We start from the raw sequence: 14930 nt of genomic DNA, 5'->3' as shown, positions 1-14930 counted from the left end.
CTTCATAGCCCTTCAGCCCGCCCGCATCCACGGTGGGGATCTCTGGCGCGAAGGGCTGCGGGCTGGCGCTGGTCACGGCCAGCGCGCGCAGCTTGCCGCTCTTGATCAGCGGCATGACCGACGGCGCCGTATCGAACATCACCTGCACCTGGCCCGCCATCAGGTCGGTCAGCGCCGGTGCGCTGCCCTTGTACTGCACGTGCTCCATCTGGATGCCCGCCATCATCTTGAACAACTCGGCCGACAGCCGCGTGGACGAGCCAGCGCCGGACGACGCGAAGAAGATGCCCTTGGGATGCGCTTTGGCATAGCTGATGAACTCCGCCACCGTCGTGGCCGGCACCGACGGGTTCACCGCCATGATGTTCGGGAAGCGCGTGAGCAGCACCACCGGCGCGAAGTCCTTCTGGAAGTCGAAGGGCAGCTTCTTGTAGAGCGAGACATTGATGGTGCTGGCATTGGAGCCTAGCAGGATGGTGTAGCCATCATTGGGCGAGCGCGCCACGCCGGCCGCCGCGATATTGCTGGCCGCGCCAGGACGGTTCTCGACCACAAAGCTCTGCCCGAGCCGTTCCGACAGCCGGTTGGCCACCAGCCGCGCCACGGCATCGGAGGAGCCGCCGGGCGCGTAACCGACCACGATCTTCACGGGTTTGACCGGGTACGCGGGGTCTTGCGGCGCCGCGCCCGCGGTCTGGTGACAGAGCACGCCCAGGGTTGCGGCTGCCAGGATTGATGCGAAGGGTCTCATGCTTTGTTGGCTCKAAGGGGATCGTGGTCGCGGATTTGCCTCCCGCACATTATTCGCAATTCCAGTCGTCCGAATCAATGTAAGCTTGCCGGGAAATTGTTGCCTATTTGGCAACGATTTATGGAGTTCGAGCCAGTCAGGAAACGTGAAACAGGAAACAGGAACGGAACATGGAAGGCGGACTGAGCGCGCGGCGCCTGCAGTATTTCTTCGAAGCGGTCAACACAGGGTCGGTGCGCGGTGCGGCCGAGCGCCTTGGCGTGGAGCCGTCGATCGTCAGCCGGCAGATCCAGTTGCTGGAGACCGAGCTAGGCGTGGCGCTGCTGGAGCGCAAAGGCCGGGGTATCGTGCCCACGGAGGTGGCCGCCATCGTGATGGACCATTGCCGCGACCGCCAGGCCAGCGAACAAGCGCTGATGGCCAGGCTCGATGAAGTAAACGGCCTGCAGCGCGGGGATATCCAGCTGGTGGCCAGCGAGGGCTTCGTCGACATCCTGATGAGCGGAGTAGTGGACGMGTTCTGCCGGCAATATCCCGGCATCCGCGTCTCGCTCAAGGTGGCGGGTGCCTCCGACGCCGTGCGTGCGGTGGCGCACGACGACGCGCATATCGGCGTCGTGTTCGGCGCGCCCGCGGACCCCGCCGTTCGCGTGGTCACGGCGCGCACGCATCCGCTGTGCGTGATCGCCTGGCCCGGCCATCCGCTCGCGCGGCAGCGCAAACGGCCCGCCTTGAAGGACGTGGCGTGTTATCCGGTGGCGCTGATGGCACCAGGATTCGGCTTGCGCCAGCTGATCCAGATGGCCGAACTGTCCGAGAACATCGTTCTCACGCCCAGCTTCGTCGCCAATTCCATCCTCACGCTCAAGCGCTATGTCGAGTGCCGCCTTGGCCTGACCTTCACCTCCTCGAATTCCGTGGTGAAGGAAGTCGCCAGGGGCGAGCTGGTGGCGTTGCGCACCACCAACCCCATCTTCGAGGCCGCGCAGTCGCGCCTGATCGTCAGGGCCAACCGGCCGCTGACCAGCGCGGCACGCGGCATGCTTGAGCGCATCGAAGCGTCGCCGTTGTTTGGTGGCGGGAAGTGAGGCAAGGCGGGCTTGCCCGGTGCCAGGCGGCATATCGGCGCCGGGCGCGGCAGGGAGCATCGGGGGTTCCGCTTTTGCTTGTTTGTTTTTTGTTTGTTTGCTTGCTTTCAGTGCGCCGGTTCTACCCGGCGTTCCGCCTGGCGCCCAAGCCGCACGCTGTGGTCGTGCAACGTGGCCTTCATGCGCCTGAGCGAGGCCGTCAGCGCGTTGCGTTCCTCTGTGCTGAAGGGGGCCACGGAGACGGAGTGGAGCGCCTTCAACCCTTTCCAGACGCGGTCCACCTTAGGCTCGGCAGGCGCGGGAATCAACGGCTGGCCGGCGGGATCGTATGCGATCCAGCCGTCGGCGTGCAAKGCATCCAGCAGGCTTTCCGAGTGCGCCGCGGATATCAGCATCTGGCCCAGGTAAGGCTCATGGCGAACGAACTCTTCCTGGCGGATAGCGCGCAGCAAGATCCATTTCGGATAGTCGAGTCCAGCATCGTACAGAGTCTGGTCCAGCACACGCTGCCATTCGCGCACGCTGTCCATCAAGGCAAGAAGTACGGATTCCGTCGGTTCGAGAGCCTTAGGCTGCATTGCTTTGTCTCCTGTCTTTCGGGCTTGCCGCCAGACCAGGGGCCGGTGCGTGGCCGGCCCGGGCGGCGCAGGGGATTTGGGCGGGCGTCGCCTGCCTTGATTTCCTGCGGGGCAGACATTAGCAGACAACTTCTGCCATGGCGAAGTGCCCCTGCGGGCCGAAAGGTCTGGCAGTGCATTGCACGGCTCAAACCAAGGGAAAGTCCCAAGTGGCTTGCCCGGTGCRCATCACGCCGGCGTTCGCGCCGCGAACTTCGGTGCGGCTGCTGGCCGGCGTTGTCTTACAGTTCGATGACAAGGCCCGGATTGAAAGCCGGGTTTTCGAGCTTGCCTTCCCGTGCGTAGCCACGCGGGTTGCACACCACGCGGGTGGCGCCCAGGCGATAGTCGAAGCTGTCATGGGTGTGCCCATGCACCCAGAGCGCAGGCTGCCATGCCGCGATTTCCTCGCGCAGGTCGGAGACGAAGCTGGCGTTGAGGTGCGAGCCGGCGAACTTGGGGCTGATGCTCAGCGGTGACGGCGCGAAGTGCGTGATGACGACGGTCTGGCCGTCGTGGGGCGCCTGGAACCGCTGCGCCAGCCAGGCTACCGAATCCCTGAACAGCGCCTGCGACGTGGCGGGCGTGAAGCGCTCCTCGAAATCCGGCGCGACGCGGATGCGCGAGAAGTCGCGCATCAGTGTCTGGGCGTCGCGCAGGCCATCCGCGCGCTGCTGCGGGGAGGAGAACAAGCGGTAGTCGGACCACAGCGTGCAGCCGAGAAAGCGCACGCCGCGGTAATGCCATTCCGAGCGCTCCAGCACCTGTACCTGCGTGCCGGCCGCGCCAGCGCGCAGGGCGTCCATGGCGGTGGCCAGGTCGCTGCCGTAGAACTCGTGATTGCCAGCCACGTACAAGGTGGGCACGGTGGCGGCCGCGGCCCATGCCATGGCTTCCCGGGGGCGCTAGATGTCGCCAGCCAGTATCATCACGTCGACATCGGGATTCGGAAAGTCCATCGGATAGACCGAAAGATGCAGGTCCGAAACCAAACCAATTTTCATGCGTCTCTCCTTGGAGGAAGCTGGCGATGCCAATCCTGGCGCCATGCCTGAACCGCAACCCATCGCCATGAATCACCATCAACCGCCATCAACGCCTGCGCAGACCCACAGAGTAATGCAACAGCCAGATTCGCGACACTCGCCGGACGTTCCTGCGCTGGCAGGCACGGTCGGGCGCTACTGCGAAGCCCAGCCCCGGCGTGAGCTCCAGCCGCATTTCCGGTGCGTGTGGACCAGCGCCTTGCCAGCTGACCACGCGGGTGCGATCGCCGTCGTGCCGGACGGCTGTGTGGATGTGCTCTGGCGCGCCGGCCGGCTGCTGGTGGTCGGGCCTGATATTACCGCGGCCCGGCCGGACCTGGCGCCCGGCGCGGTGGTGCTAGGTGCGCGCTTTCAACCGGGCGCGGCGCTGCCCTGGCTGGGCCTGCCCATGTCGGAGATCGTCGGGAGCCAGGTCGAGCTGGCCGATCTGTGGGGCCCGCGCGGGCGGGAATTTGCCGGGAGGATGGAGGAGGCCGCGGCAGCAGGGCGCGAGGTGGAGGTATTCCAGAGCCAGCTGGCGCAAATGGCGCTGAGCGTCGACGCCCCGAGCCGCGAGGCGGCAGCCATCTTCGCGCTGGTGCAGGCCAATGCCGGCATGGCGGGCGAGACGATTCCCCTGCTCCTGCGCCGGCTGGGCCTTGGCGAGCGCACGCTGCGGCGCCGCAGCGTCGAGCATTTCGGCTATGGCGCGAAGACGCTGGAGCGGATCCTGCGGTTCCAGCGTGCGTTGTCGCTGGCGCTGGAGTCGACGCAACGGGCAGGCAGGGCGGACAGGTCCGATTTTGGGCTGGCCGCGCTCGCGGCGGATGCGGGCTACGCCGACCAGGCCCACCTGAGCCGGGAGATCCAATCGCTGTGCGGCATGACGGCGTCGACCCTGCTGCGCCAGTTGCGCGCGCCAAAGGCTTGATTGGCCGTTTTGTTCAAGCCYTCGCTGCGGCATCCGGGTGAAAATGATGTTCCTTATCCATCACCAGGGAGTTCGCCATGGGCACCAGAGGCCAGGACCGGCAGATTGACAACATCGAGTTCAACGTCAGCGACATCGCGCGCAGCAAGGCGTTCTATGGCGCAGCCTTCGGCTGGACCTTTACCGACTACGGCCCCGCATACTGCGAGTTCAGCGATGGCCGGCTGACTGGCGGCTTCACCACCGGCGAAGCGGTCCGCCCCGGCGGGCCGCTCGTGATCCTGTATGCGGATGACCTGGCGCAGGCGCAGCAGGGCGTGGAGGCTGCCGGTGGCACCGTGGTCCGGGCGGTCTTCTCGTTCCCGGGCGGGCGGCGTTTCCACTTCCGCGACCCGGACGGCTACGAGCTGGCGGTGTGGTCGGCGGCATAGTGCAGGCGCGTCGCCTGGCGCTGCCTTAGCGTTCATTCCCGTCATTTGCCTATCTGCCGGCGACGCCGTCGCCTGCAGRTATTCGCGTTATCCCGTATTGTGTCGGCTTGCCATGCCCTCTCCCGCATCGGGAGGGTGAGCCGTGGTGCATGTATCAAACAATCGGGCAGGGCGCCGGCGCATCGCGCGCGGCTTCCCGGGCGCGGCGGTAACTGGCAAAGACAGTGTCGAACACAGCAGAATCCAATCTCCCCCCTCGCACGGCGGACGCGCCCATGACGTCGCTGGAGCGCCGCGGCATGGCCGCCATCCTGGTGGCCGTCTCACTTGCTACGCTCGATACGGCAATCGCCAACACCGCACTTCCCAACATCGCCGCCTCGCTGCATGCCACCCCGGCGGCATCCGTCTGGGTCATCAACGCCTACCAGCTCGCCATGGTGGCCACGTTGCTGCCGTTCGCGGCGCTGGGCGGCATCGTCGGGCACCGGCGCGTGTATCTCGGCGGGTTGATGCTGTTTATCGTCGCGTCGGTGGTCTGCGCGCTTTCCTGGTCGCTGCCCACGCTGGTGGCAGCCCGGCTGCTGCAGGGCGTGGGCGCCAGCGCCATCATGAGCGTGAACGCGGCGCTGATCAGCGCGATCTTTCCGCCGCACCGGCTCGGGCGTGGCGTCGGGCTCAACGCGCTGGTGGTTGGCGTGTCGTTTGCGGTGGGGCCCACGGTCGCCTCGATCATCCTGTCGCTGGGGCCGTGGCCGTGGCTGTTTGCCGTGAACCTGCCGATCGGCTTGCTGGCGCTCTACATCGCCTGGCCCGCGCTGCCCCGGACGGTGCGCGGCACGCACCGCTTTGACCGCGTCGCGGCGGGGCTGAACGTGGTGATGTTCGCCTCGCTGATCTTTGCGCTGGGCGAGGGCGCGCAACGCGCGCCGCTGGGCCAGTCGCTGGCGGCGCTGGCCTTGTTCCTGGTGGCGTTCGTGCTGCTGCTGCGCCGCGAGCGCGGCCATCCCGCGCCGATGCTGCCCATCGATCTGCTCAAGCGGCCCATGTTCGCGCTCTCGACCATGACCGCGATCTGCTCGTTCGCCGCGCAGGGGCTGGCCTTTGTGTCGCTGCCGTTCTACTTCGAGAGCGTGCTGGGGCGCAGCCCGATCGAGACGGGCTTCCTGATGACGCCGTGGTCGGCGGTGGTGGCGTTGATGGCGCCGCTGGCCGGGCGGCTGTCCGACCGCTATCCGCCGGGTTTGCTCGGCGGCGTGGGGCTGGCGGTGATGTGCATGGRCATGGCGTCGCTGGCGCTGCTGCCGGCGCATCCCAGCGCGCTGGATATCGGCATTCGCATGGCGATTTGCGGCGCGGGCTTCGGCTTCTTCCAGTCGCCCAACCTCAAGGCGCTGATGTCGAGCGCGCCGCGCGAGCGTGCCGGCGGCGCCAGCGGCGTGATTGCCACCGCGCGCCTGCTCGGCCAGGCGAGCGGCGCGGCGCTGGTCGCGCTCAGCTTCGGCATCGCGGGCCGCCACGGCCCCACCCTGGCGCTGGCGATTGGCGCGGGCTTCGCGGGCGTGGCCAGCATCGCCAGCGGCTTGCGGCTGCTCACGCGCGACCCGGGCGCGGTGGCCTTGCAGCCCGCGGGCGAGTGACCGGCCGCCGGTAGTTCACCGGCGCCGTCATTGCCGTTGCTGCCGTTGCTGCCTCAGAAGCCCACGGGCGCGTGCGGCACGTAGGGCGCCTCCAGCGCGGCGATCTCCTCGGCGGTGAGGCCGAGCGAGAGCGCTGCCACGGCGTCCTCGATATGGTGCGGCTTGGACGCGCCGATATGGCGTGCATGGCCCGCCTTGACCACATCGTGCGGTGATTCGAGGGTTTCCTCGATGGGCGTTTGCGGATCCCAGCGGTGGATCTGGTACAGGTCGACGTAGTCGGTGCCCAGGCGGCGCAGGCTGTTGGCGGACCGCCGTCTACGGCGATTCGCCGACCCGCCTGAACCTTTGAATCGCGATGGAGAGCGCCCAGCACAGCAGGAAGAGCCCGATGATGAAGTACCCGGCCAGACCGAAGCGATCGTTCAATGTGCCGATCACCCGCCAGAGCTGGCCGCCCGATTCGAGGTGCGCCATCATGCCAAGCACCTCGATGCCACCGATCACCAKGGCGATCACCACGGACAGCAAGGTCACCGTGAGGTTGTAGTAGAGCTTGCGAAGCGGCTGGTCATATGCCCACCCATAGGCGCCCAGCATCAGGATTCCGTCCGAGGTATCCACCAGCGCCATGCCCGCGGTAAACAGCAGGGGAAACACCATGATCGACGACAGCGGCAGCCCCTTCGATGCCTCCACCGCCGATATCCCGAGCACGCCGATTTCCGTCGCCGTATCGAAGCCAAGCCCGAACAGGACGCCAAGCGGATACATATGCCAGCTCCGCGTGACCAGGCGGAACATGGGGCGATAGAGACGGGCAAGCAGTCCGCGATTGCGTGGCAGCAAGTCGGCGTCATCGGTGTCATCGGCGCCATCGGCGGCGCTGGCATCGCCGGCCCGCCTGCGCAGAAGCGCCCGATAGACCGAACGTAGCACCATCACGTTCGCAAGCGCAATCGCAAACAGGAAACCGGCCGAGATCCCGGTGCCAACGAGCCCGCCGATCTCCCGCACGGCACCGATGCGCGTGTGCAGCGCGGACGCTGCCAGGACAATCGCGATCGATCCCAGAATCACCACGGTGGAGTGGCCCAGCGAAAACATGAAGCCCACCGCCACGGGCTTCTTGCCCTCCTGCATGAGCTTGCGCGTCACGTTGTCGATGGCGGCGAGATGATCGGCGTCCACCGCATGCCGCAGCCCGAGGCTGTAGGCCAGCAGCGCCGTGCCCAGCAGGACCGGGTAGCGGTGAAAGGCGATCAAGGCCCAGCACCATGCGCCGAGGTTCAGGACCAGCAGCACCGCGTACATTTCGAGGATCCTGGCCCGCGGGCGATCGTGGGAATCGTCCAGCAGGCCGGACAGCATGGGTCTCATGGCGCGAGCCCTTCACCGTGTCGTACCCCTTACATTAGGCGCTTTCCGTGCTTGCGGCCATGGGATTGCGCGAGGCTGCGGCAGTGCAGCAGCAGCCGGATTCGCCGTGCGCAAGGCGCCCATTCGCAGCTTGGCGGGACCATGGTCTATTCGAAATCCGTGACCTATACTCATGAGGTGTTTGCGGCCCATCACGGTGGGCGCCATTTCCTATTACACGCAGCAAACCTGTCCTACCGCGCCCGCCCCGGGCGCCGCTCCGCTCGCTTGCTGGACCCGTGGATGCCGTGTGCCGATCCCACGTGTCTTTGACGACAAGACCAAGAAAGCGCGGTCAGCAGTGCGAGGTAGATCATGGCAGAAGCTACAGCCGTTCCTTATGGGCGCAAGACACAGCACGCGCCCGCCCTGGAAGAAGTCCACATCCTCTGGATCACCGCCGGCCTGGGCTGCGATGGCGACTCCGTCTCCATCACCGCAGCCACCCAGCCGAGCATCGAGGACGTGATCCTCGGCGCGATTCCCGGCCTGCCCAAGGTGCATCTGCATAACCCGGTGCTGGCTTACGAAACCGGCGATGCGTTCCTGGCGCCTTTTCACCAGGCAGCGCGCGGCGAGCTCGAACATTTCGTGCTGGTGATGGAAGGCTCGATTCCAAACGAGCGTATCAACCGCGAGGGTTACTGGGCCGCGATGGGCACCGACCCGCAAACGCACCAGCCCATCACGATCCCGCAGTGGCTGGACCGCCTGGCGCCCAAGGCGCTGGCCGTGGTGGGCGCCGGCACCTGCGCCACCTACGGCGGCATCCACGCCATGCAGGGCAATCCCACCGGCTGCATGGGCCTGGCCGACTACCTTGGCTGGGACTGGAAATCCAAGGCGGGCCTGCCGATCGTGAATGTGCCGGGCTGCCCCGTGCAGCCGGACAACTTCATGGAGACGCTGCTTTACCTGCTGTACCAGCTCGCCGGCCTTGCGCCGATGATCCCGCTGGACGATGCGCTGCGGCCAAAATGGCTGTTCACGCGTACGGTGCACGACGGCTGCGATCGCGCCGGCTCCTACGAGCAGGCCATTTTCGCGACCGAGTACGGCAGCCCTAACTGCATCGTCAAGCTCGGCTGCTGGGGGCCGGTCGTGCAGTGCAATGTGCCAAAGCGCGGCTGGATGGCGGGCATCGGCGGGTGCCCCAATGTCGGTGGCATCTGCATCGGCTGCACCATGCCAGGGTTTCCGGACAAGTTCATGCCCTTCATGGACGAGCCCCCGGGCGCCGTGTTGTCGTCGAACCTGATCAAGAGCTATGGCCCGCTTATCCGCAGCCTGCGCAAGCTGACCAACAACACGCTCAACGACGAACCCAAGTGGCGGCATAACCGGGCGGAGCTCACCACGGGCTACCGTCGGTAAATGCTGCAAAGCAAGATGCCGAGCGYGATTTTCCTGTATGGAGAAGGTTATGGCAGCCACCGTTGCACCTGAAGCTACGCCGCGCGCCCAGGCGGCGCCGGGCAAGCTCATCGAGATGAACTGGGACCCGATCACGCGGATCGTGGGCAGCCTTGGCATCTATACCAAGATCGATTTCGAGAACCGCCGCGTGGCGGAGTGCTACAGCACGTCGTCCATCTTTCGCGGCTACAGCATCTTCATGAAGGGCAAGGATCCGCGCGACGCCCACTTCATTACCAGCCGCATCTGCGGCATCTGCGGCGACAACCACGCCACCTGCTCGGTGTACGCGCAGAACATGGCGTATGGCGTCAGGCCGCCCGCCATCGCCGAGTGGATCGTCAACCTGGGCGAGGCGGCCGAGTACATGTTCGACCACAACATCTTCCAGGACAACCTGGTCGGCGTGGACTTCTGCGAACAGATGGTGCGCGAGACCAATCCCGGCGTATGGGAGAAGGCCAAGACGCGGGAGGCACCGCACGCGGCGGAGCACGGCTATCGCACCATCGCGGACATCATGACGGCGCTCAACCCCTTTACCGGGGAGTTCTACCGCGAGACCTTGATGGTCAGCCGGTACACGCGCGAGATGTTCTGCCTGATGGAGGGGCGCCACGTGCATCCTTCCACGCTTTATCCCGGCGGCGTGGGCACGGTGCCCACCATCCAGCTCTTTACCGACTACCTCACGCGCCTGATGCGATACGTGGAGTTCATGAAGAAGGTGGTGCCGCTGCACGACGACCTGTTCGACTTCTTCTACGAAGCGCTGCCCGGCTACGAGKAGGTGGGGCGGCGGCGCATCCTGCTGGGTTGCTGGGGCTCGTTCCAGGACCCGGCCGTGTGCGACTACAGCTACAAGACCATGGCCCAATGGGGGCGCGGGATGTTCGTGACGCCGGGCGTGGTGGTGGATGGCCAGCTGGTGACGACGGACCTGGTCGACATCAACCTCAATATCCGCATCCTGCTGGGCAGCTCGTTCTACCAGGACTGGGAGGGCGAGGAAACCTTCGTCAGGAGCGATCCGCTGGGCAATCCCGTGGACCGCAAGCATCCGTGGAACCAGACCACGCTGCCGCGCCCGCAAAAGCGCAACTTTGGCGGCAACTACACCTGGGTGATGTCGCCGCGCTGGCTGGACAAGCGCACCGGAGACCATCTTGCGCTGGATACCGGCGGCGGGCCGATTGCCCGGCTCTGGGCCACCGCGCTGGCGGGGCTGGTCGATATCGGCTACGTCAAGTCCACCGGCCATAGCGTCAAGATCTACCTGCCCAAGACCGCGCTCAAGCCGGAAGTCGAGTTCGAGTGGAAGATCCCCAAGTGGAGCAATGCCATCGAGCGCGATCGCGCGCGCACCTATTTCCAGGCCTACGCGGCTGCCGCCGCGCTGCACTTCGCCGAGAAGGCCATGGCCGAGCTGCATGCCGGGCGCACCCGCACGTTCACCGATTTCAAGGTGCCCGACGAAGCCATCGGCTGCGGCTTCCATGAAGCGGTGCGCGGGGTGCTCTCGCATCACCTGGTGATCCGCGACGGCAAGATCGCCAACTATCATCCGTATCCGCCGACCCCATGGAACGCGAACCCGCGAGACATCTATGGCACGCCCGGGCCCTATGAAGACGCGGTGCAGAACACGCCGATCTTCGAGGAAAACGGCCCGGACAAGTTCAAGGGCATCGACATCATGCGCGCGGTGCGCAGCTTCGATCCCTGCCTGCCGTGCGGCGTGCATATGTACGTGGGCAACGGGAAGACCATCGACCAGTCGCATTCCCCGACATTCGGCGTGATGTTGGGGGCGCACACATGAGCGATGTCCACACGGTTCAAGCGCAGCAGCAACGCGTCGAGGCGCTGATCACGGCGCTGGAGACGCTTGACGACACCAAGGCCAGCGCGGCGGCAAAGGAGCTGCTGCAGGTGGTGCTGGACCTGCATGCCGGCGGGCTGGCAAGGGTGATGGAGATCGTGTCGGCGGCAGGGGCCGCGGGCGATGCGGTGATCGAAGCCATGGTGGTGGATCCAAGCGTCTGCGCGCTGCTCAACCTGCATGGATTGCACCCGTACGACATCCCGACCCGGGTCGCGCGGGCCGTGGACAAGATGCGGCCCATGCTGGGGGCGCAGGGCATCCAGGTCCAGTTGCTCGACGCCGCCGAAGAGGCCGTGCGCGTGCGCGTGCGCGGCCGGCTGCAGGGCGACCATGCCACTGCGCAAGGGTTGCAGCACGAGATCGAGCTGGCGATCTTCGAGCAGGCCCCGGAAGTGATGCGGGTCGAGGTGGAAGGCTTGCCAGACGTCAACGTGCACGAACTGCGCTTCATGCCGCGCCAGGCCACCGTGCATGACCAGGCGGAGTCCGGCCCGCCATGATCGCCGCGCCTGCGTCCAGCGGCGGATGGGCGGCGCGCTTGCGCCAGTTCGCGCGCAAGTCCGACTATGCCCAGTGCGAACTGTGCGCCGCCACCATTGGTTCTGATCACGCCCATCTGTTCGATGTCGGCAAGCGCCGCCTGTTTTGCTGCTGCCGGGCGTGCACCCTGTTGTTCGGCAGCCAGCAGGGCACGCATTATCGCTGCGTGCCGCGCGAGGGCTGCTACCTCGACGGCTTTCGCATGACCGACGCGCAGTGGGATGCCCTGGCRATCCCCATCGACGTGGCCTTCTTCTACATGGATTCGCAGGCCGGGCACGTGGTCGCGCTCTATCCGGGCGCGGCAGGCGCCACGCAATCGCTGCTCGACCTCGCTGCCTGGGACAACCTCCTTGCCGACAATCCGGTGCTGACGCGGTTGCTGCCCGATGTGGAAGCGCTGCTGGTCTATCGCGCGCAAGGCGCCAGGGACTACTTCCAGGCGCCCATCGACCAGTGCTATGCGCTGACCGGGTTGATCCGCGCGCGCTGGCGCGGCCTGTCCGGCGGCGCGCAGGCGTGGGAGGCCATTCGCGGCTTTATCGCCGCGCTGAAGGACACCGGCAGGGTGCCGGAGGGCCTGCTTCATGCCTGACCTCGCCTTCACCGTCCAGTCGGCCGAAGTGGCGCCCTTTGCCGCGGCGCCGCTGCTGCTGTTCAAGCTGCAGATAGCGAGCGCGCCCGCGAACGAGCGGATCTCCAGCGTGACGCTGCAATGCCAGATCCAGATCGAAGCCACCAAGCGCCGCTACGCACCGGCCGAGCAGGCCGGGATGCAAGACCTGTTCGGCACGCCGCAGCGCTGGGGCGAGACGGTGCGCACGCTGCTGTGGACGCATGCGACGGTGATCGTGCCGCCGTTCTCGGCGCACTGCGTGATCGATCTTCCCGTGCCATGCAGCTTTGATTTCAATGTCGCGGCCACCAAGTACTTCCATGCGCTCGAGGCCGGCGAGATCCCGCTGATGCTGCAGTTCAGCGGCACCGTGTTCTATCGCGGCCCGGGGCAGGCGCTGCAGGCCGCGCCGATCCCGTGGCACAAGGAGGCGGCGTACCAGCTGCCGGTGTCCTTGTGGCGCGAGATGATGACGCGGTACTACCCCAACGGCGCGTGGCTCTGCCTGCAGCAGGACGTCTTTGACCGGCTCGCGCGCTACAAGACCGCGCGCGGCCTTGCCAGCTGGGAGCGGGCCATCGAAGGCCTGCTGGACGCTGTCGAGGAGAAGCAGCCGTGAGCGCGGTCCAGAGCGTGATCCAGGCGGTGCTGTACGAGGGCTACATGCTGTATCCCTACCGCCCCTCGTCGGTGAAGAACCGGCAGCGCTGGACCTTTGGCGGTGTGTTTCCGCGCGCCTATGCCGAGGCGCGGGGCAGCGATCCGTGGACCATGCAGGTCGAATGCCTGGTACGTGGTGGCCCGCAGACCTGCGTCAGTGTGCAGCCGGGCTTCCTGCAGGTGGTGGACAGGGTAGTGCTGGCCTTGCCGGCCGCCGGCGCGCAGGTCCCGCTCATGGGCGAGCCGGCCTGGCAGGCGGTGCCGATGCTCGACGTGGACGAGCGCCGCTTCCATCCCTGGCAGGAGGCGGTCGAGCGCCAGCCTGCCATCCCGCCCGCGCGGCTCGCCGAGTTGCTCGGCGAGCCGCGCGCGAGCCCGTTCGCGTTCGATGGCGGCAGCGAGCTGGAGGGCCTGACGGACCGCGATGGCCATCTCCGTGGCGCGCTGCGCCGTACCCACGCGGACTTGCAGGGCAGCGTCGAGGCTTGCGCCGCGCAGGTCGCCGACGGCGTGTACCGGCTGACCGTGCGCATTGCCAACCTGACCCCGCTTGCCAACGCCGCGAGCCTGACGCGGGATGCGGCGTCGCTGCACGCGCTGGTGTCCTGCCACAGCGTCCTGCACGTTAGCGGCGGCGCGTGGATTTCCTCGATGGATCCGCCTGCGGAACTGGCCGCCGAGATGGCCGCCTGCCGCAATGCCGGCGCCTGGCCGGTGCTGGTGGGCGACGCGGGGCAGCAGCACACCATGCTGGCGTCGCCCATCATTCTTTACGATTACCCGCAGATCGCGCCGGAGAGCGCCGGCGATTTGTTCGACGCCACCGAGATCGATGAGATCCTCACGCTGCGCATCCTGGCCATGACCGATGACGAGAAACGGGAGATGGCCGCCACGGACGAGCGCACCCGTGCGCTGCTGGCGCGCACCGAAGCGCTCGGCGCGCAGCAGATGCAGAAGCTGCATGGCGCGATGCGCCATATCCGGGGCGGGCAGGGTGAAGATGCCATCCGTCCCCCGGACATGCCATCGCCATGGGCCGGGCTGGACGCCGGGCCGCGCCTGGCCTGCCTGCGGGTGGACGGCCGCGAGATCCGGGTGGGCGACCATGTCAGGCTGCACCCGCGCTCGCGCGCGGACATTTTCGACATCGCCTTGAGCGGGCAGGTAGCGACCATCGAATCCATCGAGCGCGATTTCGAAGACCGCGTGCATGTGGCGGTGACGGTCGACTGCGATCCCGGCAAGGAGTTTGGCCTCGCGCGCATGCCGGGACATCGCTTCTTCTTTGGCCCAGATKAGATCGAGCCGCTGGGCGGCCAGGAGGCGCAGCCATGAGCGGCATCCTGGTGGCCGGCATCGGCAACGTGTTCCTCGGCGACGATGGCTTTGGCGTGGAGGTGGTGCAGCGCCTGAGCGCACGCCAGGCGGCCAGCGCGCTGCCGGCCTTCCCGCCCAGCGTGGTGCTGGCGGATTTTGGCATTCGCGGCATCGACCTGTGCTACGCGCTGCTCGACGGGGTGGACGCCGCGATCCTGATCGATGTCACGCAGCGGGGCGGCGCGCCCGGCAGCCTCTACGTGATCGAGCCATCCGCGCAGGAGAGCGCCCCGGCCGCAGCGGCCGACCCCTACGCTTGCCCGGTGCTGATGTCGCCGCACGACATGGATCCGGCGCGGGTGCTGCAGACGGTACGCATGATGGGTGGCGCGTGCGCGGACATCGTCGTGATCGGGTGCGAGCCTGCCGACTTCGGCATGGAAGATGGCGGGCAAGGGCGCATGGGCCTGAGCGAGCCGGTGGCGGCGGCGGTTGACCGTGCCGTGGCGTTGGTGGAATCGATGGTCGGGCGCAAGGTCGAACGATTGTATGGCCCGGCGGCGTAGCCCGCCGCCGCGGCGTTTTGGTGCA

At 66.8% G+C, this 14930-nt stretch carries 15 protein-coding genes and 1 pseudogene; 11 read left to right on the top strand and 5 right to left on the bottom strand.

The features are described from left to right. Positions 1-751, bottom strand: a 751-nt coding sequence (locus tag AC1DS3_RS03715; protein WP_477126712.1) for a tripartite tricarboxylate transporter substrate-binding protein, incomplete at its 3' end; no start/stop codon positions are given. A 170-nt stretch (positions 752-921) separates the two neighbouring features. On the opposite strand from AC1DS3_RS03715, the gene AC1DS3_RS03710 reads away from it, so the two are divergent. Next, entirely contained in the window at positions 922-1839 is a 918-nt protein-coding gene (locus AC1DS3_RS03710) for a LysR family transcriptional regulator (protein ID WP_477126711.1), read from the top strand. 107 nt (positions 1840-1946) lie between these two features. Here AC1DS3_RS03710 and AC1DS3_RS03705 read toward each other — a convergent pair whose 3' ends face one another. Beyond that, on the bottom strand, positions 1947-2417 hold the full coding sequence (locus AC1DS3_RS03705; RefSeq protein ID WP_441631346.1) for a MarR family transcriptional regulator: 471 nt from the start codon (positions 2415-2417) through the stop codon (positions 1947-1949). Between the two features lie 281 nt (positions 2418-2698). Continuing rightward, a complete protein-coding gene (locus AC1DS3_RS03700; protein ID WP_441631348.1) occupies positions 2699-3346 on the bottom strand; it encodes a metallophosphoesterase family protein in 648 nt (215 codons plus the stop codon). Positions 3347-3575: 229 nt separating this feature from the next. Here AC1DS3_RS03700 and AC1DS3_RS03695 point away from each other — a divergent pair, with 229 nt between their 5' ends. The 3 genes from AC1DS3_RS03695 to AC1DS3_RS03685 all read left to right on the top strand — a co-directional run bounded on the left by AC1DS3_RS03695 (position 3576) and on the right by AC1DS3_RS03685 (position 6483). Then, a complete protein-coding gene (locus AC1DS3_RS03695) occupies positions 3576-4412 on the top strand; it encodes a DUF6597 domain-containing transcriptional factor (RefSeq protein WP_441631350.1) in 837 nt (278 codons plus the stop codon). Positions 4413-4489: 77 nt separating this feature from the next. Continuing rightward, complete coding sequence (locus tag AC1DS3_RS03690; protein ID WP_441631352.1) at positions 4490-4843, top strand: VOC family protein; 354 nt, start codon at positions 4490-4492, stop codon at positions 4841-4843. Positions 4844-5118: 275 nt separating this feature from the next. Continuing rightward, on the top strand, positions 5119-6483 hold the full coding sequence (locus AC1DS3_RS03685; RefSeq protein WP_477126710.1) for an MFS transporter: 1365 nt from the start codon (positions 5119-5121) through the stop codon (positions 6481-6483). Positions 6484-6638: 155 nt separating this feature from the next. On the opposite strand, the pseudogene AC1DS3_RS03680 reads toward AC1DS3_RS03685, so the two are convergent. After that, positions 6639-6788: pseudogene (locus tag AC1DS3_RS03680) on the bottom strand (aldo/keto reductase); the annotation flags it as partial. A 13-nt stretch (positions 6789-6801) separates the two neighbouring features. After that, a complete protein-coding gene (locus tag AC1DS3_RS03675; protein WP_477126709.1) occupies positions 6802-7863 on the bottom strand; it encodes a HoxN/HupN/NixA family nickel/cobalt transporter in 1062 nt (353 codons plus the stop codon). Between the two features lie 354 nt (positions 7864-8217). Between AC1DS3_RS03675 and AC1DS3_RS03670 the strand changes: the two genes are divergently transcribed. From AC1DS3_RS03670 to AC1DS3_RS03640, 7 genes are read left to right on the top strand one after another with little or no spacing between them, the layout of a single operon-like run. Further along, positions 8218-9276: an NADH-quinone oxidoreductase subunit B family protein gene (locus AC1DS3_RS03670; protein ID WP_477109114.1), complete on the top strand. Its 1059-nt coding sequence runs from the start codon at positions 8218-8220 to the stop codon at positions 9274-9276. 49 nt (positions 9277-9325) lie between these two features. Continuing rightward, positions 9326-11140, top strand: a complete 1815-nt coding sequence (locus AC1DS3_RS03665; RefSeq protein ID WP_477126708.1) for a nickel-dependent hydrogenase large subunit — start codon at positions 9326-9328, stop codon at positions 11138-11140. Next, positions 11137-11703 (top strand): NifU family protein, encoded by a 567-nt coding sequence (locus AC1DS3_RS03660; protein ID WP_441631361.1) that lies wholly within the window; start codon positions 11137-11139, stop codon positions 11701-11703. The genes AC1DS3_RS03665 and AC1DS3_RS03660 overlap by 4 nt, the downstream gene beginning before the upstream one ends. After that, positions 11700-12338: a DUF5947 family protein gene (locus AC1DS3_RS03655; protein ID WP_441631363.1), complete on the top strand. Its 639-nt coding sequence runs from the start codon at positions 11700-11702 to the stop codon at positions 12336-12338. Before AC1DS3_RS03660 ends, AC1DS3_RS03655 begins: the two co-directional genes overlap by 4 nt. Beyond that, positions 12331-12978 (top strand): DUF6084 family protein, encoded by a 648-nt coding sequence (locus tag AC1DS3_RS03650; protein ID WP_441631365.1) that lies wholly within the window; start codon positions 12331-12333, stop codon positions 12976-12978. The genes AC1DS3_RS03655 and AC1DS3_RS03650 overlap by 8 nt, the downstream gene beginning before the upstream one ends. Beyond that, positions 12975-14357, top strand: coding sequence for a hypothetical protein (locus AC1DS3_RS03645; protein WP_477126707.1), 1383 nt, complete (start codon positions 12975-12977; stop codon positions 14355-14357). The genes AC1DS3_RS03650 and AC1DS3_RS03645 overlap by 4 nt, the downstream gene beginning before the upstream one ends. Continuing rightward, positions 14354-14905 (top strand): hydrogenase maturation protease, encoded by a 552-nt coding sequence (locus tag AC1DS3_RS03640; RefSeq protein WP_441631369.1) that lies wholly within the window; start codon positions 14354-14356, stop codon positions 14903-14905. The genes AC1DS3_RS03645 and AC1DS3_RS03640 overlap by 4 nt, the downstream gene beginning before the upstream one ends. The last annotated feature ends 25 nt before the right edge of the window (positions 14906-14930 follow it).

This window comes from Cupriavidus sp. 01L46 (assembly GCF_056399905.1).
Note: the sequence above shows the minus strand (reverse complement) of the source record. Positions and strands in the feature narration are given on the sequence as shown.

Coding starts and splice junctions, on each gene's coding strand:
- AC1DS3_RS03660 (WP_441631361.1), top strand. CDS start 11,137: ATGAGCGATGTCCACACGGTTCAAGCGCAGCAGCAACGCGTCGAGGCG.
- AC1DS3_RS03650 (WP_441631365.1), top strand. CDS start 12,331: ATGCCTGACCTCGCCTTCACCGTCCAGTCGGCCGAAGTGGCGCCCTTT.
- AC1DS3_RS03700 (WP_441631348.1), bottom strand. CDS start 3,346: ATGGCATGGGCCGCGGCCGCCACCGTGCCCACCTTGTACGTGGCTGGC.
- AC1DS3_RS03640 (WP_441631369.1), top strand. CDS start 14,354: ATGAGCGGCATCCTGGTGGCCGGCATCGGCAACGTGTTCCTCGGCGAC.
- AC1DS3_RS03670 (WP_477109114.1), top strand. CDS start 8,218: ATGGCAGAAGCTACAGCCGTTCCTTATGGGCGCAAGACACAGCACGCG.
- AC1DS3_RS03690 (WP_441631352.1), top strand. CDS start 4,490: ATGGGCACCAGAGGCCAGGACCGGCAGATTGACAACATCGAGTTCAAC.
- AC1DS3_RS03695 (WP_441631350.1), top strand. CDS start 3,576: ATGCAACAGCCAGATTCGCGACACTCGCCGGACGTTCCTGCGCTGGCA.